Origin of the sequence: Burkholderia lata (assembly GCF_902499025.1) — a bacterium.
Taxonomy (GTDB): Bacteria; Pseudomonadota; Gammaproteobacteria; order Burkholderiales; family Burkholderiaceae; genus Burkholderia; species Burkholderia lata_C.
In genome coordinates this window covers 24,252-45,943 of the sequence record NZ_CABVPW010000050.1, presented here as the reverse complement: position 1 = coordinate 45,943, position 21,692 = coordinate 24,252, and the positions used below count along the sequence as shown (strand labels likewise).

General features: G+C 62.5%; 25 protein-coding genes. 16 read left to right on the top strand and 9 right to left on the bottom strand.

All coding sequences use genetic code 11. The features are described 5' to 3' along the window. Nucleotides 1-7: 7 nt before the first annotated feature. The 5 genes from BDI24065_RS35555 to BDI24065_RS35535 all read left to right on the top strand — a co-directional run bounded on the left by BDI24065_RS35555 (nucleotide 8) and on the right by BDI24065_RS35535 (nucleotide 4,311). Nucleotides 8-523: a hypothetical protein gene (locus BDI24065_RS35555; protein WP_175035103.1), complete on the top strand. Its 516-nt coding sequence runs from the start codon at nucleotides 8-10 to the stop codon at nucleotides 521-523. After that, nucleotides 480-743 carry a hypothetical protein gene (locus BDI24065_RS35550; RefSeq protein WP_175035102.1) on the top strand — a complete coding sequence of 88 codons (264 nt, stop codon included), beginning with the start codon at nucleotides 480-482 and terminating at the stop codon, nucleotides 741-743. The genes BDI24065_RS35555 and BDI24065_RS35550 overlap by 44 nt, the downstream gene beginning before the upstream one ends. Next, a complete protein-coding gene (locus BDI24065_RS35545) occupies nucleotides 733-1,338 on the top strand; it encodes a DUF4400 domain-containing protein (RefSeq protein ID WP_175035101.1) in 606 nt (201 codons plus the stop codon). Before BDI24065_RS35550 ends, BDI24065_RS35545 begins: the two co-directional genes overlap by 11 nt. 355 nt (nucleotides 1,339-1,693) lie before the next feature. Then, nucleotides 1,694-2,587 (top strand): ATPase, encoded by an 894-nt coding sequence (locus tag BDI24065_RS35540; RefSeq protein WP_175035100.1) that lies wholly within the window; start codon nucleotides 1,694-1,696, stop codon nucleotides 2,585-2,587. A gap of 17 nt (nucleotides 2,588-2,604) precedes the next feature. Continuing rightward, nucleotides 2,605-4,311 (top strand): ATP-dependent helicase, encoded by a 1,707-nt coding sequence (locus tag BDI24065_RS35535; protein WP_175035099.1) that lies wholly within the window; start codon nucleotides 2,605-2,607, stop codon nucleotides 4,309-4,311. A 135-nt stretch (nucleotides 4,312-4,446) separates the two neighbouring features. Here BDI24065_RS35535 and BDI24065_RS35530 read toward each other — a convergent pair whose 3' ends face one another. From BDI24065_RS35530 to BDI24065_RS35510, 5 genes are all read right to left on the bottom strand, one after another. Beyond that, nucleotides 4,447-4,842: a hypothetical protein gene (locus BDI24065_RS35530; RefSeq protein ID WP_175035098.1), complete on the bottom strand. Its 396-nt coding sequence runs from the start codon at nucleotides 4,840-4,842 to the stop codon at nucleotides 4,447-4,449. Next, complete coding sequence (locus tag BDI24065_RS35525) at nucleotides 4,839-5,246, bottom strand: bactofilin family protein (protein ID WP_175035097.1); 408 nt, start codon at nucleotides 5,244-5,246, stop codon at nucleotides 4,839-4,841. Before BDI24065_RS35525 ends, BDI24065_RS35530 begins: the two co-directional genes overlap by 4 nt. An 11-nt stretch (nucleotides 5,247-5,257) precedes the next feature. Beyond that, nucleotides 5,258-6,091: a hypothetical protein gene (locus BDI24065_RS35520; RefSeq protein WP_175035096.1), complete on the bottom strand. Its 834-nt coding sequence runs from the start codon at nucleotides 6,089-6,091 to the stop codon at nucleotides 5,258-5,260. Nucleotides 6,092-6,094: 3 nt separating this feature from the next. Continuing rightward, nucleotides 6,095-6,952 carry a hypothetical protein gene (locus BDI24065_RS35515; RefSeq protein ID WP_175035095.1) on the bottom strand — a complete coding sequence of 286 codons (858 nt, stop codon included), beginning with the start codon at nucleotides 6,950-6,952 and terminating at the stop codon, nucleotides 6,095-6,097. A gap of 126 nt (nucleotides 6,953-7,078) precedes the next feature. Then, entirely contained in the window at nucleotides 7,079-7,690 is a 612-nt protein-coding gene (locus BDI24065_RS35510) for a DUF1845 domain-containing protein (protein ID WP_175035094.1), read from the bottom strand. Nucleotides 7,691-8,308: 618 nt separating this feature from the next. Between BDI24065_RS35510 and BDI24065_RS35505 the strand changes: the two genes are divergently transcribed. The 11 genes from BDI24065_RS35505 to BDI24065_RS35455 all read left to right on the top strand — a co-directional run bounded on the left by BDI24065_RS35505 (nucleotide 8,309) and on the right by BDI24065_RS35455 (nucleotide 18,451). Beyond that, nucleotides 8,309-8,575, top strand: a complete 267-nt coding sequence (locus BDI24065_RS35505; protein ID WP_175035093.1) for a DUF7696 family protein — start codon at nucleotides 8,309-8,311, stop codon at nucleotides 8,573-8,575. Beyond that, on the top strand, nucleotides 8,572-9,846 hold the full coding sequence (locus BDI24065_RS35500) for a recombination directionality factor (RefSeq protein WP_175035092.1): 1,275 nt from the start codon (nucleotides 8,572-8,574) through the stop codon (nucleotides 9,844-9,846). Before BDI24065_RS35505 ends, BDI24065_RS35500 begins: the two co-directional genes overlap by 4 nt. A gap of 170 nt (nucleotides 9,847-10,016) precedes the next feature. Further along, on the top strand, nucleotides 10,017-10,502 hold the full coding sequence (locus tag BDI24065_RS35495; protein ID WP_175035091.1) for an NADAR family protein: 486 nt from the start codon (nucleotides 10,017-10,019) through the stop codon (nucleotides 10,500-10,502). 77 nt (nucleotides 10,503-10,579) lie between these two features. Next, entirely contained in the window at nucleotides 10,580-11,947 is a 1,368-nt protein-coding gene (locus tag BDI24065_RS35490; protein ID WP_175035090.1) for a metallophosphoesterase family protein, read from the top strand. A 198-nt stretch (nucleotides 11,948-12,145) separates the two neighbouring features. Continuing rightward, on the top strand, nucleotides 12,146-12,670 hold the full coding sequence (locus BDI24065_RS35485) for a hypothetical protein (RefSeq protein WP_175035089.1): 525 nt from the start codon (nucleotides 12,146-12,148) through the stop codon (nucleotides 12,668-12,670). Then, the gene (locus BDI24065_RS35480) at nucleotides 12,658-14,979 is read left to right on the top strand and encodes an SMC family ATPase (protein ID WP_175035088.1); all 2,322 of its coding nucleotides are present in this window, start codon (nucleotides 12,658-12,660) and stop codon (nucleotides 14,977-14,979) included. Before BDI24065_RS35485 ends, BDI24065_RS35480 begins: the two co-directional genes overlap by 13 nt. A gap of 80 nt (nucleotides 14,980-15,059) precedes the next feature. Then, complete coding sequence (locus BDI24065_RS35475; protein WP_175035087.1) at nucleotides 15,060-15,236, top strand: hypothetical protein; 177 nt, start codon at nucleotides 15,060-15,062, stop codon at nucleotides 15,234-15,236. Nucleotides 15,237-15,258: 22 nt separating this feature from the next. Then, a complete protein-coding gene (locus BDI24065_RS35470; protein ID WP_175035086.1) occupies nucleotides 15,259-15,456 on the top strand; it encodes a hypothetical protein in 198 nt (65 codons plus the stop codon). Between the two features lie 62 nt (nucleotides 15,457-15,518). Next, entirely contained in the window at nucleotides 15,519-15,926 is a 408-nt protein-coding gene (locus BDI24065_RS35465) for a hypothetical protein (RefSeq protein WP_175035085.1), read from the top strand. 88 nt (nucleotides 15,927-16,014) lie between these two features. Next, complete coding sequence (locus BDI24065_RS35460; protein WP_175035084.1) at nucleotides 16,015-16,578, top strand: phospholipase D family protein; 564 nt, start codon at nucleotides 16,015-16,017, stop codon at nucleotides 16,576-16,578. A gap of 70 nt (nucleotides 16,579-16,648) precedes the next feature. Beyond that, entirely contained in the window at nucleotides 16,649-18,451 is a 1,803-nt protein-coding gene (locus tag BDI24065_RS35455; RefSeq protein ID WP_175035083.1) for a phosphoadenosine phosphosulfate reductase family protein, read from the top strand. Nucleotides 18,452-18,892: 441 nt separating this feature from the next. Here the strand turns inward: BDI24065_RS35455 and BDI24065_RS35450 are convergent, their stop codons facing one another. The 4 genes from BDI24065_RS35450 to BDI24065_RS35435 form a co-directional block, all read right to left on the bottom strand. After that, nucleotides 18,893-19,378, bottom strand: a complete 486-nt coding sequence (locus BDI24065_RS35450; protein WP_175035082.1) for a hypothetical protein — start codon at nucleotides 19,376-19,378, stop codon at nucleotides 18,893-18,895. A gap of 70 nt (nucleotides 19,379-19,448) precedes the next feature. After that, nucleotides 19,449-20,378: a tyrosine-type recombinase/integrase gene (locus BDI24065_RS35445; protein WP_175035081.1), complete on the bottom strand. Its 930-nt coding sequence runs from the start codon at nucleotides 20,376-20,378 to the stop codon at nucleotides 19,449-19,451. 173 nt (nucleotides 20,379-20,551) lie between these two features. Then, a complete protein-coding gene (locus tag BDI24065_RS35440) occupies nucleotides 20,552-20,998 on the bottom strand; it encodes a DUF2471 family protein (protein WP_254609927.1) in 447 nt (148 codons plus the stop codon). A gap of 38 nt (nucleotides 20,999-21,036) precedes the next feature. Continuing rightward, nucleotides 21,037-21,336, bottom strand: a complete 300-nt coding sequence (locus BDI24065_RS35435; protein WP_175035080.1) for an H-NS histone family protein — start codon at nucleotides 21,334-21,336, stop codon at nucleotides 21,037-21,039. Nucleotides 21,337-21,692: the final 356 nt, after the last annotated feature.

Below are 21,692 nucleotides of genomic sequence, written 5' to 3'. Positions count from 1 at the left end.
ACCACGCATGTCTGCCGTTTTTAAAAAAATCATTCGCGAGCACAAACTGTCCGCACACCTGACCCCGGTGTTCACCTTCGCCCCTGAGCTGGAGCTCGTGTGTGCGCGCGTGGCGGACTTCGTCGGTGAGCACTTCATCGGGAAGGCCGAACCGCTCGTCAAGGAGATGTTCGTGGATGCGCTCAGCGCATTCAAGCGCGTGCGCAAGACCGGCGATCCGCACGTCGCATTCATGCAGGGCCTGTTTGCCTCGGCGCACATGCTGTATGCGCGGCGCTTCGTCGTCCGCGATGGCGAGCGCTTCCATGTCTGGTCGCCGATGTTCGAGCCGGTGACGACCTTCGAGTCGCGCCATAAGCTGCCGGCGGAGATGATCAACGAACGGTGCCCGGAGAGAATCAGCCAACGCTCGGCAGCATTCCAGCTCGCGTCGCGAGCGCTTACGGGTGAAACCTTCCGTCTCTACTTCGAGGAATACGATGTCGCTCACGCCTTTTCTGATTCGGACGTTGACCAGGGTTGATGAGTACACCGTGCGCCGGGCGATGTCGACCGCCGCAGCGCAGGACGATCCGCTAGCCGCACCCCCCGAGGAATTTAGGAAGGGTGCCAACGCGATGGCGTACTCGCTCGCGATGTTCATCAGGCGGCGGCCGGTGCAGTTCTACGTTGGGCTGTCCGGCTTGATCGCCCTGCCGATCTATCTGATCGGGAGCTTCGTGGGAGAGCTGTATGGCGGGTAGCCGATTCGTTGGGCACATCAAGATGTGGTTCTTCTTTGTGCCGTTGCTGTCGGTAGCGCTGATGCCGGCGGTGCCCGACTCGTCGCTATTCGAAATTCCGGATGCTGAGGCTGCTTCGGTGGTGGCGAGCCTTGGGGAAGTGCGAACCGCCGAGGCGATCAATGCGACGAATCGGACCTTCAAACACTACTTCGTTGAAACAGGGCTGGTGCAGGCATCGATGGAGCAGACGCGAGACCCGCAGATCGAAGACGGGGGAATGACGGACTTTGCGAACCGGTGGGTGCACAATTTCTGGCGACTCGTGTACCGGATGGTCTACCGCCTCACGGTGATGAAGTACTGGCTGCTCGGCACGCTGGTGTTCGGGGCCGCGATGTTCATTGATGGGACGGTGCGCCGCAAGGTGCGGGCGGCGGCCGCCGGCTACGTCAGCCCGCTCTCGTTTCATTTGGCCGGGCACGGGATTCTGCTGGTTTTCGGTGTGGCGTTCACGGTGCTGATCGCGCCGGTGCCGCTCCTGGCGCCGTATTGGTTGGCGATTGCTGGATGCCTCGGCGCGCTCCTCTGGAAAGCAGCGTCTTCATACCAGTAGCCCCGGAAAGCTCCAGTTTTCCGCATAGCTTTCTGCCGGGTGGCCCACAACCGGTTGCGCGCAGCGTGAGCGCGCGACCGCAGAAAAGGTGGTCGAAATACCCGACGTTTCGGGCGAATCGGACGGCCCGACGACGTCAGAATGAATCATGGTCTACGGTCCTCGGAAAGCTCACTCCCCGTAGAGCTTTCGGCCTTGCCCCCTCTCCCCCGGAGGGGGCTTTTTTTCGTCCGGCGCCGGGCGATCGCTGTGAAAGCCGCGCGAAATCGTTCACGTTTCGGACGTGTATCGGGGCGCGGGCCCGCAAGAATAGACGCAAGCCGCACGTGCGGTTAGTCAACCAGATAGGATCCACATGAGCACGATCAATGAAGAAGCGCACGTCGGCACCCATACCGCGGACATGGCACCTGAGCACGCGGCGGCACATCCGCCGGTTGGCGACGATGGGGCAGTGTCGATGCGCGGGCCGGCTACGGGCGACGCCCGGCAGACAACGGACGGCGCTGACGACGGCGAGGTCGAGCGCGAGCTCGACGAGATGGCGCTGTCGGCTGGCGTCCTGCAGCGCGAGGGGCTGATCAGCGCCGCGGAAGCTGAGCAAAAGCTGGAGGAGGTGGCGCGCACGCGTACGCTGTTCCGCGATCTGTCGCCAGCGGAGCGCGCGCGCATCATCCAGCGCCGGCGTGAGATTGGCCGCGAACTGATCAACAAGCAGCTGTCCGGCGCGGCCGTCGTGACCGCGCGGGTCACGATGAGGCATACGCGCCTGAAGCCGCTGTTCGAGCAGTGGTGGCCGTACCTGAACCGGATGACGATCAACATGCAACGCTTCGGCCGGACAACGTACGGTGCGAACGAACAGGGCATCGTCAGTTCGTGGTTCGAGAAACAGCTCGACCAGCTCGAGGCTTATGTGAACGAGCAGCTCGACGTCGCGCAAGGTTTCCGGGAAAAGACCGAAGCCGAGATGCGCGAGCGCAAGGAGACCGTATTCGAGCCGAGCGTGACGAAGCCTTCACTCGACATCGAGGTCGAGGCATATTCGCGATTCTCGATGCGCCTGCTGTCCGTGATCCTGAAGTTCGATCAGGTGATGGACCATTTCGACTTCCTCGTCTGGAACGGAATTCGTGATCAGTCCGACGTCGATGACGAAACCGCGCGCTTCCTGCGCAAGTTCCATCCGGTCGGTCTGCGTGGGTACACGACCCACCTGAAGCTGATGAACACCGTTCGCGGCAACTGATCGGGACGGACGGTGCCATGCTCGACGAGTTGAATCCACAACAGCGCGAGGTGGCACTCCTGCGCCGCCATTGTCTCGCTATCGCGTGCCCGGGCGCGGGAAAGACCAAAATGAGCGCGACGAAGGCAGCGCTCCTTCTGGAGGATCCAACGGCGATGGTGGGTGCCGTGACCTTCAGCAAGGACGCGGCCGTCGAGCTGCGCGAGCGAATCCTCGCGATGGCGCCGCCCGATGCCAAGCGACGGTTGATTGCAGGTACCTTCCATTCGCTTGCCTTCAAGCAGCTTCAGCGGCCTGGCCGCGGCCGGCCTGACATCGCATCGGAAGGGGATCGCCTCGGGATGCTCGGGCGGGTGCTCGCCGAACTCGGGTACGACTGGAAGGTCGAAGAGGCGGTACCGATCGTCGAGCGGATCAAGACGAACTTCGGCCGAGCGGACGAAGGGTCGGCCGAGTCCACGCTCTATGCCGCCTATCAGGAGGCGCTTGAGCGCAACGGAAAGATCGATTTCCAGGACATGCTGCGCCTTGCAGTTGAGGGCATGCAGAGTGAGGACATCAGGCCGTATCGCTTCACCGACCTGCTCGTCGACGAGTTCCAGGATACGGACCCGCTGCAGTTCCGTTGGGTCGAGCTGCACGCGCGCGCCGGTACGCACGTCACTGTAGTGGGCGACGACGACCAGAGCATCTACGGCTTCCGGGCCGCGCTCGGCTTCCGTGGAATGGAGAATTTTGCCAGCACGTTTGAGGCCCAGCGCGTCGTACTCGGCAGCAACTACCGCTGTCGCTCGGAGATCCTGGCTGCCGCCGACAAGGTGATCCGGAACAACGTCGATCGTATGCCGAAGGTGCTCCATGCTGCGCGGGGTGCTGGCGGCGCGGTGGCAGCCCGGCGATTCGATGACGAGTATTGTGACGCCGTAGCCGCGGTAGAGGCGCTGCGGCCGCAGCTGGCCGCCGGCGCGACGTGTGCAATTCTCGCTCGGACCAACCGGATCCTCGACCCGATCGAGTCCGTATGTCGATCGCAACTCGTACCGTACTACCGCGCGTCCGGCGGCTCGGTGCTCAACAGGCCGCAGGCAGCGCTGATGTGCAACCTGCTGCAGGTTGTGGAGGGCCACAAGCAGAACGGGATCGACGCCGTCCTGGGCTACATGGGCATGAGCTCCTATGACCTCGGCGCGTTGCACAAGCGGATGGGCGCTGCATTCGTCCAGATGCAAAAGCAGGAGCTGGTCGGCCTCGGGCTGCGTGACGAAACCGCGACCGCTTACCGTGCTTTCATGAAGCGGCTCGGCGAATGGCAGGCGCTATGCCAGCGGTCGTTCCACTCGCTCGCGCTCGAAGGCGTCTTCGAATGGATGATGACCTACGCCAAGGGTGACGTCGCGATCCGGGCGATCCAGTGCACGTACGACGTGATCAGCCGGCTGAACGGCTCGTTCAATGAGCGCATCGAGTTCCTGAAGCGGGACAACAACAAGCCGGGCGATGGCGTGCTTGTCCTCACGACGATGCATAGTTCGAAGGGGCTCGAGTACGACCACGTGTGGATCAGCCGATCGGAGGAGGGAGTGGTGCCTGACGAAAAGAGCCCGGAGTCGGAGGAGCGGCGACTGTTCTACGTCGCCATGACCCGGGCTCGCGACAGTCTGACCATTTCGTCGATCAAGAGGAACGCCGTATCGAGATTCGTTATCGAATCGGGGATTCAGTAGAAATTGGCGACACCGCGCTGTCGTCAATTTTCGATGTGGCTACTAGCTCCCCTGAACCGTTCATGTGTTCTCTGCAGGGAATTTCGCTCGCGCTGCGCTGGCGTGCAAACGGTCGCGGCTTCGCGACCGATACCATTACGCTCGCGCCCGGGCACGATGTACCCGGAAAGCGAGGACGAACGCACAGCGGTTGAGGCCCAGGGTGAGCGCGTAGCCAATGTGAAGGACCAGGGTCGCAAGGACGAGGTCGATAACCACGCCATAGAAATACAGGATCCCCCATTCGACGAGAGACAAATCCCCGAGTGTGATTGGAAGGAAACGCCACTCGCTTGTCCAGATGCCAGTAGTCGACCTCATGCAAAAGTAGGCTGCGGTTTGGATGAGCCAGACAATTCCCGAGCTGTTGTCGTCCTTGAAAAACGGTACGAGGCTCCACACGATGTACCAGGAGAAAATCAGCACGGGAAGCGTCCAGCCGCATGCGACAACGAGGGAGGAAATGCGGAGAAGGCGGCGAGCGCTCTTCATCGCGTTGCTCCACTGGCTTCGAGGCGTTCCGTTGCGATCTCGCGCTCGACGGGAGCGTTCTCGATCACGAGTTCACGCGGCACGCGCCGCAACTGCCCATTGAGCGCGGCTTGCGGGCCCAGGCGGATCGTGCCGCAATAGAGCACGTCCCCGTTCACGCGGCCGTTGATTTCGAGCGTCTCACGCGCGTGGACGTCGCCCTCGACGACGCCGTCGACTCGGACGATCTCGCCCTGTACCTTCCCCTTGACGATGCCCCCGGCGCCGATGTGCAGGAGCCCGGCGGTCGAAATGATGTCACCGTTCGCGATGGCAAAGACGCTCAATCCGTGGTCGAGGATCAGGGTGCCCTCGACGACCAGGCCGGCCATGAGGACCGACACGTTTTGCGGTTTGGCTTTCATTCGGACCTCTTTCAGAACAGTGGGACGTCGCCGGTCTTGGCGGGCGTCGGTGGTTTCGGGGCGTGTTCGATTTTTGCCGGCTCGGCGTGCGCTGCGGGCGACGGCGTCTCCGCGCTGGCCGCCTCCTGCCGCTGGCGTGCAGGAGCTCGGTGAGCGCGGGGAGGCGCGGGCTTCGCTTGCGCGGTCGGCGCGACGGCGGGGGCAGCGGCTGTTGGGGCTTGTGCCATCGTGGGCGACGGTGGGGGTGCCGCGTCGGCCGGTGTAGTCGCGGTGGACTGCTGGCCGACCGCCGGCATGGAAGCGGCGCGCGAGGCGCGAATGGGCGACGCGGCGGCCTTCTCTTGATCTGTCATTGGCGACGGCGTCGCGCGATCCGCGGGCACGGTCGACCCTTGCGGTTGTGAAACCCGTGATGGCTGGGCGGTCGTGGGCTCGGCGTCGGCTGCGGTCCGATCTACTGGCTCGGCGAAGTCAGCACTGGTGAGCGGTCGCTTGGACTCGTGGGGCGCCGAGGCCGCGGCCGGCGCGGCGGCGTGCGCTGTTGCGGCACTTGCACTGTGCGTTGCGGCCGGCTCGACGTGTGCTGCGGCTTGTCGTGCATGGGCGGCGTGCCAAAGCTTCGCAGCAGACACTCCCGCAACACCGGCGCCCAGCGCCAAGGCGAAGGCGATGGCCGTCGGCCGGCCGAAGCGTCGACAGGTCGACGTTAGCCGTTCGATCGTACGTTTGCGCATCTTGTGGTGCCCGGCCGGAGCGGGAAGCGCCCGGACGTGGCTGTCGATGTCGATGACGACCGGTTGCGACGAGTACTGGGCGTGCAGTGCCTGGATCTCTCGAATATCCAAGATTTACTCCTTGGGTGGGGTGTTGCCGCCGGCGACCGGCGCGACGCCGGTATCGGACATGAGCTTTGCCGTGCGGATCAGACCGACCTCTTTCATCCATCGCTCGGCTGCAACGAAGCGGGCGTCGAGCGGCTGGCGAGTCTTCCAGCCCGCCATGAGGCACGACAGATGAAAGATCAACTGCGACCCGCGCTCACTCTTGTCCGGGGCGGTACCGGGACTTGCCGCGTCGATGCCCAGTGTGCGTTCGCTTACGTGTGCGTCGACCAGTTCGCTTGCCAGTAGGTCGCGTTCTTCTCGCAACCCGGTGAGTTCCGAATCCATCCGCGCGATCCATTCGGCCGCTTCCATCTCTTCCGGGCAACCCGCATCGGCGAGTGCGTCGAGCATGCGTTCGTTCGTTTGGTTGCAACGCTCGACGAATTCGAGAAGGCGGTCGCCGGCGCGTTCGGGCGTCTGTTCATCGAACCCGGCCAGTAGCGCGGCGTGCTCACGAGCCCGGTGAGCGTAGGGATGGGAGTCTTTCGTCGTGGACGGCATCCAGAACGCGAGGGCACGCTGGAGTTGCCGGATCCGAGCGTCGCGGTCGACGATGAGCGGGGAAGTGGCCGTGAAGGGGCGATCGGGATCGAGGAACGATGCGCCTTCCTCGGGGTGATCTTCGATCCACGCGTAGACGCCTGCGCCACTGTGCCCGGCTGAACTCAACGACAGGACGATGGTGCCTTCGAGGCCGCCGTAACATTCGAGCAGCTGGCGGGCCTGGGCCAGGTTCAGCGGGATCGACCTCCCGAGCTTGCTTGCGGGCCTGGGCTGATCGACAGATTCGCGGTGCGGGGCTACAGGTGAGGGTTTGCTCACGAGATAGGTCTCCGGAAAGGGTGATGGGTACGTCGCGATGCGGTGCGCGCGACAGGCTCAGGACGAGCTTATTCACCGGACGACGAAGTCAAGATCCGGCGATGCCGTGCTGCAGATGCGGTTGGGTCAGTCGCGAACGGTGCCGTCGGCGTCGTAACGATCGTTGTCCGGGATGCACGCCGTTCTCACGTACAGGATGCGGCCCTCGGCATTCTTGAGAATGTTGGCGCGCTCCTGCGCCGTGATCTTGTCGGCGAGCTGCGCCTCCATCGTCGCGGTGAACAGGCGGTCGTACTGGGTCAGACACCGGACCAACAGGCCGGCCAGCGGGCGCGTCACCTTCAGCTCGATCTGCTCACTCGGAAAAGCCAGGGAGCGCGCGTTGTGCTTCTCGACCCATGCGGTGGCCTTGCGCATCCAGTCCGCTGCATCGCGTAGCGCTATCTCGAGCGCACGGACCTTGCCGCCGCGGGCGACAGTAATCTTCGCCGCGCAGAAGTTGTAGTCGCTGCGGACGAATGTGCGTGCAAAGAGCGAGCTGTAGTTCAGGATCGTGACGGCGTCGGAGTCCGGCACGATCTTGTCGATCCGGCTGTCGCTCGTCAGCCGCTGGATCGGCTTCAAGCCCGTCGATGTAGCGAGGTTCACCGCGGGCTTCTCAGCGGTGGATGGAGTGTTTTGTGCGGGCGTGTCAGGGTGCCCGCGCCCTTCGTGCGGTGGTTCGAGAACGGCAGACATGATTTTTTCGGGTGGTCTCTCTCATTGACGATTCTGAGCGAGGCACCTGCGATGGGTACCGGCAAAAGCGTGGCCCATTTCGTGAGCTTTTCGGGAATTGCGGGCCGCAATATTCGCGATACTGACTCTACTTCTCGCGTCCCAGACGCATCGACCTTGACTTCGCTGGCCGAAGTCCATCTTTTGTACAAGCCGTGCCAATGGGCATGCTCCGACTGGTTGGCAACCAGTGTGGAATTCCTTTCTGATGAGCGCCTCGCCCGCGCTCCCCATTTCAGTCATGAAACTCGTTGCCGGCCGCATTCATTTGCGCCGCGACGTCGTTCGAACCCGGACAACGGGTGTCTCTCTCCAGGCCTCTGTCCTGGGTAGAACGACAGTAGTCGACTGAGCCGTGATCCTGCGGCGGAATGGCACTTCCGAAAATGGGCTGTAGCGCAGCGTGACCATGCTGTGCGAGGACGACCTAACGTCCTCTATATGAGCCGTCCGGCTCCCTGAGCACCACGTCCCCGGAAGGGACGTGGTGCTTGGGTCATTTATCCGAATCCACGAAGCGCGTCCCTCTGCCGAGGAACGCGCTTTTTTTTCGCCCTTTTTTCTGTCCTGGAGGTACGTGTGCTTCCCAATCGTCTCAATTCCCGGATCGCCTCTGTGATCAGCCAAACGATCGCCGAGGAAAGGTCGGCCATCGACACGACGTCACCCGCATGGCGGGAGCGTTGCGAAGTGGCACAAGTCGCGATGTTCACCGACTCCGACCGCCGGATTTTTCTGTCCAGTATCGCCACCCGCCGCGGAGAGGCGGCCGCCAACGCCCTCGAGCAATCGGCGGACGCATTGCGGACCCAGGCGATCTTCAAACTTGCGAGGAAACCTTCATGAATGCAGTTGTCAGTATGGTCGGCGGTCCTGTCAGGAGCGTCGTCGAAGAGCGGGCCATGCGGCCGCCGGTGATCGGTAAAATTCGGCCCGGCATCAAGGTGTTGACGTCGAGCGCGCGAGGAAATCCGGACGCGGTCACACTGTACGACGCGATGGTCGCCGCCGGTGACTCGTTCGAGACGATCGGGAAGGCGATTGAGTCACGCTGCAGAATCAAGCATCCGTTGGCGCCGCGCAATACCGACTATTTCACCTGCCGCCGCTCGGACTTCAACAACCCGGACGTGGCCGAGGAGATTCTCAAGCTCTACGGCGAGGATCGCGGCCAGGGCGTCAGGCTCTACCGCTTTCCGGTGCTGTTCGCCTTCAACGACTGGATGCAGAACATCCCAAACGAGATGGCGGCGTGGGGCTCGAGCGGTCGCAAGTACTTCTCACAGTACGGGCCCGATGGCCTTCGCTATTGCAAGACATACGCAAAGGTCGAGCGCGATCCTCGCGCAACGCGCACGGTCCGGCATTTCGGCGGCCGCGATGTGATCTTCCGTCAGGATGAGGCTATCCCCGATGGCATCTGCAACCCCGAGCAATGCCCGCAGTATCAAAGCCGGCAGTGCAACCTCGGTGCCAACTTCGTCTTCGCCATTCCCGACATCAAGGGTCTGGGGCTGATCGAACTTCCCACGAACTCAATCTACGTGCTGCAGAAGGCATACGCGGCGATGAAGACGGTCCAGCTGGCCCGCGGCAAGCTGACTGGCACCCGGTTCTGGATCTCGAAGCGGGAATTCGACATCACGCGGATCAACGAGGCCGGTGAAGCGGTGCGTCAACCGCAGATGCTGACCGTGCTCGATGCGGATATCGACATCGGCGCGTTGCTCGACGGTGCAGAGGAGGCGCCGGCCGCGATCGAAGCCGCTGGCTCACCCGCACTGGCAGATTCTGGCGGCACCGTGATTCAGCTTCACCCTACCGAAGATGAAAGTCCCACGGGACACGCTGATCAGTCGGAAGCCGGTGACGGCCCGCCCGAGTCGATGGAAGAGAAGCGCCACCGCATGCAGGACCTGCTGCAGCGTCTCCGCTTCGTTGACGACGAGCAGCGCCGGGCGTTTCGCATTTACGGGCACTTCCGATTCAGTCGTGGCTGGATGGAGCGGTCCGCCGACGTCGACAAGATGATCGCGCGGCTGACGACAGCGCTCGAGGATCCGGATTCGCTTCAACGTGAAATCGGCGTGGCGGTCGAATCGTTCAACAACGCGTAACTGATACCCCTTTCGCCGGCCCTTCGGGGTCGGTGTCCTTTTCTTTGGCAGCGCGAAACAGAGAGTCCTTCAGCAAAGCGATTTGCTCAAGTGCTTTCGAACGCGTGTCTCACGCATCGAAATCGTCCGCGCAAGCGGCCATATCTTGACTATCCATCTTGGAGAAAACCATGCGCCGGATCGGCAACTTCGCGGCGTTTTTCGGCGCCGAGGACGTCCTGAGCAATTGGCATCCTAGCCGCTTCACCTACCACGAAGTGGAATTCAATTGCGTTGAGCAGTTCATGATGTACGCCAAGGCCATGCTGTTCGACGACCATGTAGTGGCCGCGAGGATTCTGGAGACGCCTTCTCCGAAGAAGCAGAAGGAGCTTGGTCGAGACGTGTCTGGCTTCGACGAGGAAATTTGGCTCAGGTCTCGCGAGTCGATTGTGTTTGTGGGATGCCGAGAGAAGTTTCGGCAGAACCCGGACCAGGGACGGGTGCTGAGTGGAACAGGCTCGACGATTCTTGTTGAAGCCAGTCGGTCCGACGGCATATGGGGAGCGGGGATTGGGAAATTCGATCCGCGAATCACCGACCCTACAAAGTGGCCAGGACTGAATCTGCTCGGTAACACGCTGATGAGGGTCCGCGACGTTCTCTTCTCAACGTAATTTCCATGTCCGTCCCTTGTCGACGGGCATCGCTTATCGGCTGCCGTGAGGCGGCCGTTTTCATTTTGGAGGCGCAGATGAAGATCGCGCATTTTTCTGACCTGCATTTCTCACCCGGCAACCTCGACGAGGCGGACCGTTGTTTCACCTACGCGGTGGGCGACGCTATTGCGCGGCAAGCTGGTGTAGCGGTGATCAGCGGCGACTCGACCGATCACCGGCTCGACGCACATTCGCCTGCTCTCCACGCGCTCGCGAAGCAAGTGCACCGACTCGCGGAAGCAATGCCGGTGCTCATGCTTCAGGGCACGTTCTCGCATGAACCGCCGGGCACGCTGAAAAACTTCGCGCTGATGGGCGCGCGGTATCCGGTGGCAATCGCGGACCGTCCGTGCCAGATGGCGCTTGTAGATGGCGAATTCTGGTTCTCACAAGGGCCGGTGTTCACCGACGAGGAGTTCCGCTATGCGATCGACGGTGGCGCCAGCACGATATTTACGTGCCTTCCGACGATGAACAAGGCGGATTTGGCGTTGCGCGTCGGCGCGTTGGCAGCATCGACGGACCTCGCTGACTCGCTCGCCAGCTTTCTGTCTGCTGCGGGCCGGATCAACACCTTGGCGCGTGACGCAGGCGTTCCGACCGTCGGCGTGTCCCACGGGACCGTCAATGGGTGCGAGACCGAACACGGCGTCACGATGGCAGGGTTCGATCATGAGTTCAGCCTCGGTGCGCTGTTTGCCGCGGAATGCTCGGCGTTCATGCTTGGGCATATCCACAAGGAGCAGACGTGGGAGCGTGAAGGGCGCTTGGTGGGGTATCCGGGCTCGATCGGGCGCTTCCACTACGGCGAGCTCGGCGACAAGGGCTACCTGTCGTGGGACGTGACGGCATCCGATGCACATGCCGTACTGGTTCCGACACCATCTCGCGAAATGGTATCCGTGTCGTTCGACGGGCCGCCGGACGCGAACGAGCTCGAAGCGCTCGCCGCAGCATCCGCGGGAAAGTTCGTGCGCATTCGCTGGCAGATCGATGAAGAGCATAAGCAACTGGTCGACCGCAAGGCGATCGAAGCGATGTTCTCGGCGGCGGCCGGCGTGAAGCTCGAGCCGCGCGTGCTTCCAGTCATGCGCAGCCGGGCAGAAGGGATCAGCACCGCGCCGACGGTCGACGCAAAGCTGACTCGCTGGTGTGAACTGGCCGACGTCGATGCTGCTCCGCTGGTTGATCGCCTGCAGCTGCTCGAGACTGGCGAGCCGGAAGCAATCGCTCAATCCATTCTGGCGCGTCTCGCCGCGACCGGCGGACCTGCAGGTGATCAGTCTGGCCTGCCGGAAGTTGCATCGGTGCTGTCGCTGGCCACATCGGCGACGAGCAGTTCGGATGCTCCCCCGAGCGCCGGCGACCCGGCCTGGCTCAGCGACGATCTGTTCGCGGCGTAATGCCGCCCACCGACGGTTTGTTCTCCGTCACTTTTGAACACTAGCCGTGTTCCGATAGCCCGCGTGGCTATCGAAACAAGGTTCACCCCGCGCCCATTGGCGCATCGACGGCAGCATCGCTGCATCCATTTTCTTACTACCCTGACGGGGCGTGTTCTCCGTCAGGGGCGCACTCCGTCTCAATTCCGGAGTGTGCTCATGTTTGGTCTCTATCCTGCTGGTGTCCGTTGGGCCCAGACCTTTACCGCGTCGACCGACGCGAAATCGCTGCAGAAGCTTCTCGTCGAACACGGCGGATGCACGGCGGCACTTTTCCACCAACCGTTCGGTGTCCAGCGTGGCGCCGTCATCGCGCAACGCGATGGTCTGTTCGTGATGACCCACGTGGTCGAAGCTGACGAGGCTGAGATCGTCGTGACACCGGGCGTCGAGCTGCAGAACCTCCTGTGGTCGTTCGACTCGGGGTACTCGGGTCAATGGTCCGGCCGCGAGTTGCAGATTCTCACGGGTTGCCCCGATTGGGAGTCGGTGCTCAAACAGACGTCGGACGCGTTCCGTCGCCTCTGTGGAATGGTGGAGGCGGCGGTTGCTGGCACGTTGGGTAAGCCGGCTTCCCGGCCTGAGCCGACGCTCGCCGTCGATGACGACGAAGTCCCGTTCTTCTTTCCCGACGAATATTCGCAGCCCATCTCGCTTTCGGAGATCCAGTCATGCGACCTCTGAGACTGCTGCTCGAAGGGTTCACGGGCGTCCGGGACGGGATGAAGCGCGACAGCGTGGAACTCGATCTGGAGTCGTTGCCCAATGGGTTGATCGCGTTGACGGGGCCGAACGGCGCCGGCAAGACGACGATCATGGACAACCTGCACCCATACCGGATCATGCCCTCGCGCGCCTCGAAGTTGTCCGTTGATGCGTTCTCGTACTGGGATCACATCTGCGGCGTGCAGGCGCGCAAGGAGTTCGAGTGGGAGCACGACCGCCTGCGCTATCGGTCGACCTTCGCGTTCCGCAAGCCGGGCAAGACGGGCAAGGCGGATTACTTCCTGTTCTATCGCTCGATGGACGGGGAGTGGCGACCAGTCTCGCTTCCGGACGGCACAGTGTCGGACGGTAAGAGCGAAACCTACGATCGATGTGTTGACGCGATTTGTGGCTCGCTTGAATCGTTCTTCACGAGCGTGTTCTCGGCACAGAACCGTCGACCGCTCGCGTCCTACGGTGCGACCGAGATCAAGGGGCTCCTCGCGGAGCTGCTGAAGATCGATCACCTTCGCGCGTTGTCGACGAAAGCTGCCGATGTCGCGAAGGCACTCGGCCGGCAACTCGGTGTGGTGCAACAGGACCTCACCGCGTTCTCTGGCAAGCGTGAGCGTGTCGAAGAGACGCGCAAGGCCATCGCAACCGACGCAGCAGATATCGCCGCCGCACGGGACAAGCGTACGACCGCGCAAGCGGAGATTGCCACGCTGACGCAACAGCACGCCGTGCTGGTTGCCAAGCAGGGCGAGAACGCTGGCACGGCGGCGCGCTTGGGTGAACTCGGCGCGCGGCGCGGTGAACTGCAGGTCTCGCTTCAGACGTTGGAGCGAGACAAGCAGGCCGAAGAGAAGCGCTTCATGCAACGCGCAGCGGCGCTGCGCGAGACCATCGCCGGCCACGCAGCTGTCATTCGGCAAGCCGAGCTGATCCGCGGTGCCGCGGCTGCCCGCGACGAAGCCGAGCTTTGTCTCGGAAAGGCCGAGGCACTGGTTCAGCCCTTGCAGAACGCGATCGAGGAGCTCGATGTGAAGCGGTTGCGCGCGGCGACTGTCGAGTCGACGCTCTCCGGGTTGGAATCGGAGGGTACGACGAAGGCAGTCCTGATCCGCAACCTGACCGAGCAATCCTCGGTAATTGGGGCCGTGCCGTGCGCCGGGCTGGATATCCATGCGACGTGCCCGCTACTCGCGCAAGCGAGGAGTGCCGCGCATCAAGTGGACGTTCAGACCGTCTCGCTGAAGGATCTTCGGACGCGATATCGACAACACAAGACGGAGCTGGACCAACTTGCGCCGTCTGTCGCAACGCTGTCGGTGAAGCGTGCTGAGCTTCAGCGTGTGAACGCGGAAGTCACGGCCGCACGTCAGGCGCTCCAGCGTGCGACCGAGCTTGCTGCCCGGAAGCCCTTGCTGGACGCTGCCGAGGCCGGGCTGGCGAAGGCCCATGCCGATCTGGAATCGCTCGATGTAGAGCGAAACGAGGCGATCGCCCGTCGGGAGATGGAGTCGACGCGCCTTACTGGGCAGTTGCGTGAGGTCGAAGCGGAGGTGTCGCGCCTGGCTGCGGTCGATGTGACGCAAGCGATTGCGGATGTCGATCGCCAGCTGGTCGCACGTCGCGATCTCTGCACGGGACTGGATGCGCGGATCGAAGCATTGATCCGGAGCCAGGCCACGCGCGAAGCAACGATTGCTGTTCTCGAGCGGGAGCTGGAGGGGTTTTCAGCGACGCAGGCGCTCGCCGAGCGCATCTCCGACGAGATCGCGAAGTGGAAGCTGCTCGCGAAAGGGCTGGGCAACGACGGCGTGATCGCTTTGACGATCGACGACGCGGGCCCGGCACTGACGCAGAAAGTGAATGACCTGCTGCTCGTGTGCTACGGCACGCGGTTCACGGTCGAGATCCAGACCCAGCGCACGTTGGCCAATGGTGAAACGCGCGAGGGCTTCGAAATCCTCGTGCACGACGCCGAAAATGACAGCAGCAAGGGTGTCGGCGTGATGTCTGGTGGTCAGAAGGTGTGGATCAACGAAAGCCTGACACGCGGAGTCGCTCTGTATATCGCGGGCAACGCGGGACAGCCGTACGAAACGCTCTTCAGCGACGAGTCGGATGGACCGCTTGATCCCGATCGCAAGGTGCAGTTCATGCGCATGAAGCGCGAGGTTCTGCGTCAGGGAGGGTATTCGCGGGAGTTCTTCATCTCGCAAACGCCAGACCTGATTGCGGAGGCCGACGCCGTCATCGACGTGGCCGCACTCGCGAGGTAGTGCAGCACACATTTTTTAACCCTGGTGGGGAACGTTCCCCACAGGGGCGTTCCTCGCCTTTTTTCTTTCCGAGGAACGCAATGAAACTGAAGTCCAAATCGGCTGCGCTGGTTCGAAGCCTGACGCTCTCGATCCGTCCGAAGCCCATTCGCATGGGTACGGAGCATGTCTATGAGCTGAACGGCTCGCGCCTGCGGGACGTGCTCGTCAACGGGCGCTGGGTAACGGTGGCGGCTACGGCCGCCGTCGCATCCTGAACCGTCGACGGAGGAACGCTCGATGAACGATTTGACGAATCTTGTGATGCTGTTGATTGCGATGCATGGCGGCGGCCAGCCGCCGGCGTCTGCTTACCGCTACGCAGTGGTCGCGCAGGCCGCAGTCGAAAAGCGGCAGGCCGTGAGAACGGACGCGGTCATCTGCAAGGATGGCCTGGTCCACACCTTTCCGGCAGGGCATCCGAAGCCCTGCATCTGAACCCCTGAACGTCGGCCCCATTCTCGAAGGAGAGCGGGGCCGCTTTTTTTTGAGACCCCTGAATGCCACTTTTGAATATTGATCTGGCGCATCTCGCGTCGGACGTCTTGCCGGAAGGTGCTCGAGATTCGTTCCACGCGATGTCAGTTCGGGCGCGTTTGGCCACCCTCGCCATTGCTTCCAACGGGGCGGGTAACACGTCGGTGCGCGATGTTGCGCTGCATGCGCTGTCGGTGATTGACATGCCCGCGTACGTGGGAATTTCGGCGATCCGGACTGCGCTTCAATGCAGCAGCGCGCTTCTGCGGAGTCCCGTCGATCGCTTCGGCTTTCTCGTCGCAGTCGCCAGTTCGACTGTCCCGCAGAAGGAAGGATTTGCCGAGTACACCAAGTGGCCGCGGAAGGAGTGCGATCGCTGGCTCCTGACCGTAACCGCACGTGATGTGGCGAAAGCACTGGCGAGCCGCTAGCTCACTCGCCAGTTGGCGTCGATGACGCATCTGAAGTTCACGCTCACGGAATGTGAGCGAGGCCGTTCCTTTAGATATGGAGATCATCATGAAGAAGCAAGTCGGTTGGGCGGTTCTGGTGGCGTGGTTGTGCTGTTGTGTATTGATCGCCCTTACCGGGCGTGCGCACGCGCAACCCGTGCCGCAGATCGAAGTTGCGTTTTCGCCGGACGGCGGGGCGGAGAGTCTCGTGCTTCGGACCATTGGGTCTGCCCGTCAGTCGATTCGAGTGCTGGCCTACTCGTTCACCGCACCCGCAGTAACGCGCGCGCTCATCACCGCGAAGCGTCGCGGCATTGACGTTGCCGTCACTGTCGACGCGCGCAGCAACTTCGACGAGGACCGTAGCGGCCGCGCTCGCGCTGCTCTGGGCTCGCTCGCATACGCCGGTATTCCGGTTCGCGTCGTGAGCGTCTTTCCGGCTCAGCACTCGAAGTACGTCGTCGTCGACGGCGCTACGGTTGAGACCGGAAGCTATAACTACTCGCAGCAGGCGGCGCGGTACAACGCCGAGAACGTTGTTGTGGTGCGGGGCGACACACGCGTCGCAGATGCTTACCTGAAGAACTGGGAGGCGGTGTCGGCGCGCGGCGAACTGTATCGCGCGCCCTGATTGTTTCTTCTCTTAACCCACGCGGGAACAGCTCCCGTGTGGGGCTGCTCCTGCACTTCTGGAGCAGCACATGTTTTCTGAAATACTGTTGAAGATGGAATCCGCTATCGAAGCGCTCGTCGGGCTGATTCGGCAGGGGTACACACTTTCGAATGCGATGAGCGGCGGCAAGGACTCGACCTGCACGGCGATCCTGATGCTGGAGGCGGTGCGGCGAGCCGGCGTTGATGTGTCGCGCGAGCATTTCGTGACGAGCGCGGACACGACGATCGAAAATCCGAGCATGCACTGGCATCTGCAGGCCATGCTTGACGAGATCCGAGCCGCCTGTGCGGCGGCTGGCGCGCCAGTATCGGTGCACGTCGCGAAACCGTCGCTATCGTCGCAGTTTGTTGTCGCGACGATTGGCCGCGGCACGCTTCCCCGCACCCCGGAGAACGGGGTCAAGAACGGGAAGCGGATACGTGCCTGCGCCGCTGACTGGAAGGTCGACCCGCAAGACCGAATGCGTGTCTCGCTCGAGCGATCGGCGGCCGCCGGAGGCGGTCGCGAAGTGGTCACCGTGCTTGGCAATCGGTTCAGCGAAAGCGGCACTCGGTCGGCAGCGATGATCGGTCGCTGTGAGAACGCGCTGAAGCCCGTTCGTAACGCGGACGGTTATCTGACGCTCTCGCCGATCGCGGAATGGTCGACCGACTGCGTGTGGTCGATGCTTGCGCTCTTCGCGGAGGATGCCGGCAGACCTTTCCCGTCGCCGGTATCCGGCGAGTCGGTACGGCGCCTGTCGGAGCTGTACCGCGCTGGAAACGAGGGGACGTGCGGCGTGATCCTCGGCGAAGGTGGTGCGCGGTCGCCGTGCGGCAGCCGATTTGGTTGCGCATTTTGTTGCGTGACTGGCGAACGCGATCGCTCGATGGAGTCGATGGTGAAGGAGGTGGATCACCAGCATCTGGAGGGCCTGAATCGTTTCCGGAACTACCTGGTCGCGGTGCAGTGGGATCTCGGTCGCCGGGAACTAGTTGGCCGGAAGGTGAGCGCCGCCGGATACCTGGCGGTCAAGCCGGACGTGTTGTCGTATCTGGAGCGTGTTCGCTTGCTGCAGTATCTGCTCACGCTCGACGTGCTTGAAGTCGAGCGGGCCGAGCGGCATGGGGGAGCGTTGGCCGCGGGCGAGATCCCTGACACGCCGCATAACCGGGCGCTTTGTGACGTGCAGTTCGAGATGGTCACGCCGGCGCAGTTGGCGGCGATCGATTTCTACCTCTCGATGCACCACTACGCGCCGCACGCCTTTCCTGCACTTTCGGTCTGGTTCGACGTGCATCGGCTCGGACGACGGTACCACGTCCCCGTCCTCGATCCGTTGGCGAAGACCGATATCCCGCACCACGGGTGGTTCTTCGTCGGCGCGTACGATGCCGAGGTACCCACGGATGGGCTTCGCGACTATGCCGCGGAGCAGTGGAATCGCTATACCCATCCGAGGCGGCCGAGCCGGTATGCTCGCACGAAGTCTGGCGAGCAGATCGTCTATTTCGAAGAGAGCGACCAGTTCGAGGTGGACGCCGAGGCAGCGTGTGCATTCGTGACCTGTAGCTTCGATGCTGGCTGGTCGGTGAAGGTGCAACTGCATTCGGGGATGGAGTCGGCCCGCTTCTGGTTGAACGAAGGGATCGTGCGGCTACCGGCCGGGATGGCCGGCCGGTATCAGGAGATGGCAAAGCGCGGGCAGTATTTCGCCCACCTCGCCGAGCGACACAACCTGACGCCAGTAGAGCTGGACCGATTTCTCGTCGACAATGCGATCTCGGACTCCGAGCACCGTACGATGCTGAACCTGGCGCCGGTCGACCTGTTCTCGCAGGCCGCATGACGGAAAGTAATCTTGGACACAGCCCGGCACTCATGTGCCGGGTTTTTTTTTCGTCAGCTGCCCTGGGATCGAGTCTTACATTCCGAGTGTGTAAGCGTGGATGATCGCGTAAATGTGATACACGCAAGCCAAAGCCATTGCCGCAGTCATCTTCCGGTCGCCTCGACGGGCCGGCGACTGATCGCTGAGAAACACCATTGCCTCAAGCGCTGCGCGTGCTAGGTCAAGTATGAACTTCATTGTGTGATTCCTCGCCACGTATAGGGCACGACGTGCGCCCTCTCAATGAAGCAATACGACAATGCCCCGAGATGTTTCACCCCCCCTTGCGAAATAAATCTCGACGGGCACCGGCTCGATGTTGGCCGCGTCCACCGTGGGAGTTCGATCGGCGTGGCGACACCTCGACGAGGTGTCGTTGTCGCCTACCCACAAGGCTTCTTATGCCGCGCTGTTATCGGGGCTTTTCAGCAATGCGGCGAGGTCAGCGTCCGGCGATGTCGGGGTGGAATGCGCCGTCAGAATTCGCGCGCGACCGATTACGAGGTTTCGAGAGTCGATCGAGATGCGCTCGATATGTCGGCCGCGGGCAGCGCGCTCGGGGGTCTGCTGAAACGGATGGCCACGATGGATGTAGTCTTCGAGGTCCGGCTCGCCTAAAACGACCTGGTGCGTGTCGTTCCCGGTCAGCGCGACGCAGAGCATTGCGAACGGGATTCCAGCCAGCTCCCGATCGGCGATACGATTGAGGACAGCGTCACGCGCTTGGTGATCTGCTCTCAAGATGCCCTGCGAGCCCTTGTGATTGTCGATCTGAACGACGATTTGCTTGGCCTCGGAACGGCGGGCAATGAGCCTGTATCGACAGATCACGAAATCGCCGCCCGCGAAATAAATGAGGTCTGTGTAGCGCGTTACGTAGTCCATAGGAACCCTCCGATAACAAAGAAGCCAGCGAAAGTGCTGGCTTCTTCAGGCTATCGACGTGGCCAAGAAGTCAAGTTGCGCCGTTGGCTTGCGGAGCGGGTTGGAGGGTGGCGCGAATTCGGATCACGGTCCGTTGGCTTGTGAGGCCCAGCGCGTCCATGACGTCATCGTTGCTCCGGCCAGCGAGCAGGAGGCGGCGTGCGAAGGTGTTGCGAAGGGTGCGCGGGCTCATGTCGGGCACGCGGATGTCGAGCGCGAGCAGTTCGTCGCGCACGATCCGGCCGAGCATCTCGTCCGTCATCGGCCCGCCCGCGCGGGGCGACGGGAACAGCAGCGCGCTGGCGGCCGCTGCTGTGTGGTTCCTCCATCGCTCCAGCACCGGCCGCGCGAAGTCTTCCAGGTTGATTCGACGCGCTTCGCGTGGGCCTCGCTTGGGGATCAGGATGTGCGGCCGCGCCGGCGAAAGGTCGAGGTCGCTGGTTGTCGCCTGACGAATTTCCTGCGCGGTGATGCCTGTCGAAAGCAGCAGCGCGACGACCGCGCGATTGCGGACCGCACGCTCGTCGAGGCCGTCGAGCGAGGCAACCGACTCCTGCAGGCGGCGATCGTCGGCCTCGAGCAGGTACACCGGGACGGGCTCATCCTCCGGCCACGTCTGCGTCAGCGTATAGGCGGCCGCTGGATTGGTCTTGCGCACGCCGACGTCGACGAGGTGTCGGCCGAGCCGGTCGAGGAGCTTCTGGTAGCGAAGCCGCGTCGTGGTGCCTGGTTTGCACCGGCGGTCCACGTCAGCTAAGAACGATTCGAGGTGATCCGGGCCGAAGGTGGCCAGCGACCGCTGCGCGGCCGCGAGGTGGCGCATGAAGCGCTCGAACATGGCTTCGTGTTGGACGATCGACCGGGGCGAGAACGCGCGCCGATCGGCGCCGGCGGCTTCGGTGCGCTGCCATTGCTGATAGGCCTCGGTTGGTGCCGACAGCCAGAGAGTCGGATCGCCCATTCGACCTTATATACTGAATATTGAGTGCCCCAAGCATAACGCGAATCTACGATTCGCGTCCTTTGCCAGCAGACGGGAGGGGTGACCCGGTCCCGTCACTCGGGCGACGCTCGCTTGTTCGACCTGCATTCCAGCCAGGTTTTCGCACACCAAGCAATGTACTGACAGACCGCTCATGCCGTTGCTTGGACGCGGTCTGATAGATCGGCCGCGGACAACCGTTCGCGAACGCTGAGATAGACGATCGGAAGTGATGCGTCCGCCAACGTCCAGTCGATCAGGCCGCTCAGATCGACACCCGGAAAGGTCGCTGGGCCTATCCGCCGAAGGGCATCGACGACTGCCGCTTCGTTCCGGCTCTGGAACGCGAGATCCGAAAAGGCTTGCTCTTCGATTTCGAGCAGGACGGGCCAGCTCCAGGCGTGCGTCAGTCCTGCCTTCAGATGGCGATCCGCGATCGACGTGGCGATGCGGCGCAAGTCTTCCGTGGCGCGAGCGAGCGCGTGCTCGAAGCGCACTGGGTCGGGTTGCGGACCGGGCGGCGTATCGGTTTCTGAGTTTTCCATAGGGGGCGTCGAGGTGATGCGGCGGCCGGTTGTGTCGAAGCCGGCCGCCGTCATGCGTTGCACTGTAAATATATCCAGTGTCGAGACTCAGTTCAAGAATTGGAGGGCTGGGGCGCGATCTCGAATGGTGCGCGGTCCTTGCCATCGATCCAGGCCGGCGGACGGCCACGACCGCTCCATGTTGCGCCGGATTCGGGATCTCGATAACGTGCTCGCGTGGATTGGTGTTTGCGCGCTTTGCTGCCGCCGAAAATCTCTCGGGCGGAAAGATCAAATTCCACCACCATGCGCTTCACTTCGGCCAGCACGGTTTGGCGTGCTGCGGTCTTGGCATTCTCGATTTCGGCCTCGAGGACGGCGCGTTGTGCAAGCAGCGTTTGGTAAGTCGACATCATTTCTCCTGTCGCGGTTAGGGAATCGATATCAACCAGCGTACCGGCTCACATGGAAAGTCAAGTTCCGCTCGTTGTAGCGCAACAACCGGATCAACTCCATCGACGTTCGCGGCGCGGCTGCTTGTCCACTCAATCGCTTTCAATCGAGACGAAGTAGCGTCGATTATTTTCGGTCAGTTTCTGATCGGAAAATCACTGACAGCTCTATCAGTCAAACTCTTTAACGTTTAGCGCATCGACGGCGCGCTGCGGCCATGGCTAGACCGTGTACGGCCTCGCCGGCAAAGACGTCGACGTTGCGTGGCAATCGTCCCTAACTCCCGGGAGCACGATTTTAAAGATTGGTGTTTGAT

Coding starts and splice junctions, on each gene's coding strand:
- BDI24065_RS35495 (WP_175035091.1), top strand. CDS start 10,017: ATGCGCCGGATCGGCAACTTCGCGGCGTTTTTCGGCGCCGAGGACGTC.
- BDI24065_RS35545 (WP_175035101.1), top strand. CDS start 733: ATGGCGGGTAGCCGATTCGTTGGGCACATCAAGATGTGGTTCTTCTTT.
- BDI24065_RS35540 (WP_175035100.1), top strand. CDS start 1,694: ATGAGCACGATCAATGAAGAAGCGCACGTCGGCACCCATACCGCGGAC.
- BDI24065_RS35450 (WP_175035082.1), bottom strand. CDS start 19,378: ATGGACTACGTAACGCGCTACACAGACCTCATTTATTTCGCGGGCGGC.
- BDI24065_RS35510 (WP_175035094.1), bottom strand. CDS start 7,690: ATGTCTGCCGTTCTCGAACCACCGCACGAAGGGCGCGGGCACCCTGAC.
- BDI24065_RS35435 (WP_175035080.1), bottom strand. CDS start 21,336: ATGTCGACTTACCAAACGCTGCTTGCACAACGCGCCGTCCTCGAGGCC.
- BDI24065_RS35465 (WP_175035085.1), top strand. CDS start 15,519: ATGCCACTTTTGAATATTGATCTGGCGCATCTCGCGTCGGACGTCTTG.
- BDI24065_RS35535 (WP_175035099.1), top strand. CDS start 2,605: ATGCTCGACGAGTTGAATCCACAACAGCGCGAGGTGGCACTCCTGCGC.
- BDI24065_RS35530 (WP_175035098.1), bottom strand. CDS start 4,842: ATGAAGAGCGCTCGCCGCCTTCTCCGCATTTCCTCCCTCGTTGTCGCA.
- BDI24065_RS35490 (WP_175035090.1), top strand. CDS start 10,580: ATGAAGATCGCGCATTTTTCTGACCTGCATTTCTCACCCGGCAACCTC.
- BDI24065_RS35485 (WP_175035089.1), top strand. CDS start 12,146: ATGTTTGGTCTCTATCCTGCTGGTGTCCGTTGGGCCCAGACCTTTACC.
- BDI24065_RS35555 (WP_175035103.1), top strand. CDS start 8: ATGTCTGCCGTTTTTAAAAAAATCATTCGCGAGCACAAACTGTCCGCA.
- BDI24065_RS35445 (WP_175035081.1), bottom strand. CDS start 20,378: ATGGGCGATCCGACTCTCTGGCTGTCGGCACCAACCGAGGCCTATCAG.
- BDI24065_RS35460 (WP_175035084.1), top strand. CDS start 16,015: ATGAAGAAGCAAGTCGGTTGGGCGGTTCTGGTGGCGTGGTTGTGCTGT.
- BDI24065_RS35455 (WP_175035083.1), top strand. CDS start 16,649: ATGTTTTCTGAAATACTGTTGAAGATGGAATCCGCTATCGAAGCGCTC.
- BDI24065_RS35475 (WP_175035087.1), top strand. CDS start 15,060: ATGAAACTGAAGTCCAAATCGGCTGCGCTGGTTCGAAGCCTGACGCTC.
- BDI24065_RS35480 (WP_175035088.1), top strand. CDS start 12,658: ATGCGACCTCTGAGACTGCTGCTCGAAGGGTTCACGGGCGTCCGGGAC.
- BDI24065_RS35440 (WP_254609927.1), bottom strand. CDS start 20,998: ATGACGGCGGCCGGCTTCGACACAACCGGCCGCCGCATCACCTCGACG.
- BDI24065_RS35470 (WP_175035086.1), top strand. CDS start 15,259: ATGAACGATTTGACGAATCTTGTGATGCTGTTGATTGCGATGCATGGC.
- BDI24065_RS35500 (WP_175035092.1), top strand. CDS start 8,572: ATGAATGCAGTTGTCAGTATGGTCGGCGGTCCTGTCAGGAGCGTCGTC.
- BDI24065_RS35550 (WP_175035102.1), top strand. CDS start 480: ATGTCGCTCACGCCTTTTCTGATTCGGACGTTGACCAGGGTTGATGAG.
- BDI24065_RS35525 (WP_175035097.1), bottom strand. CDS start 5,246: ATGAAAGCCAAACCGCAAAACGTGTCGGTCCTCATGGCCGGCCTGGTC.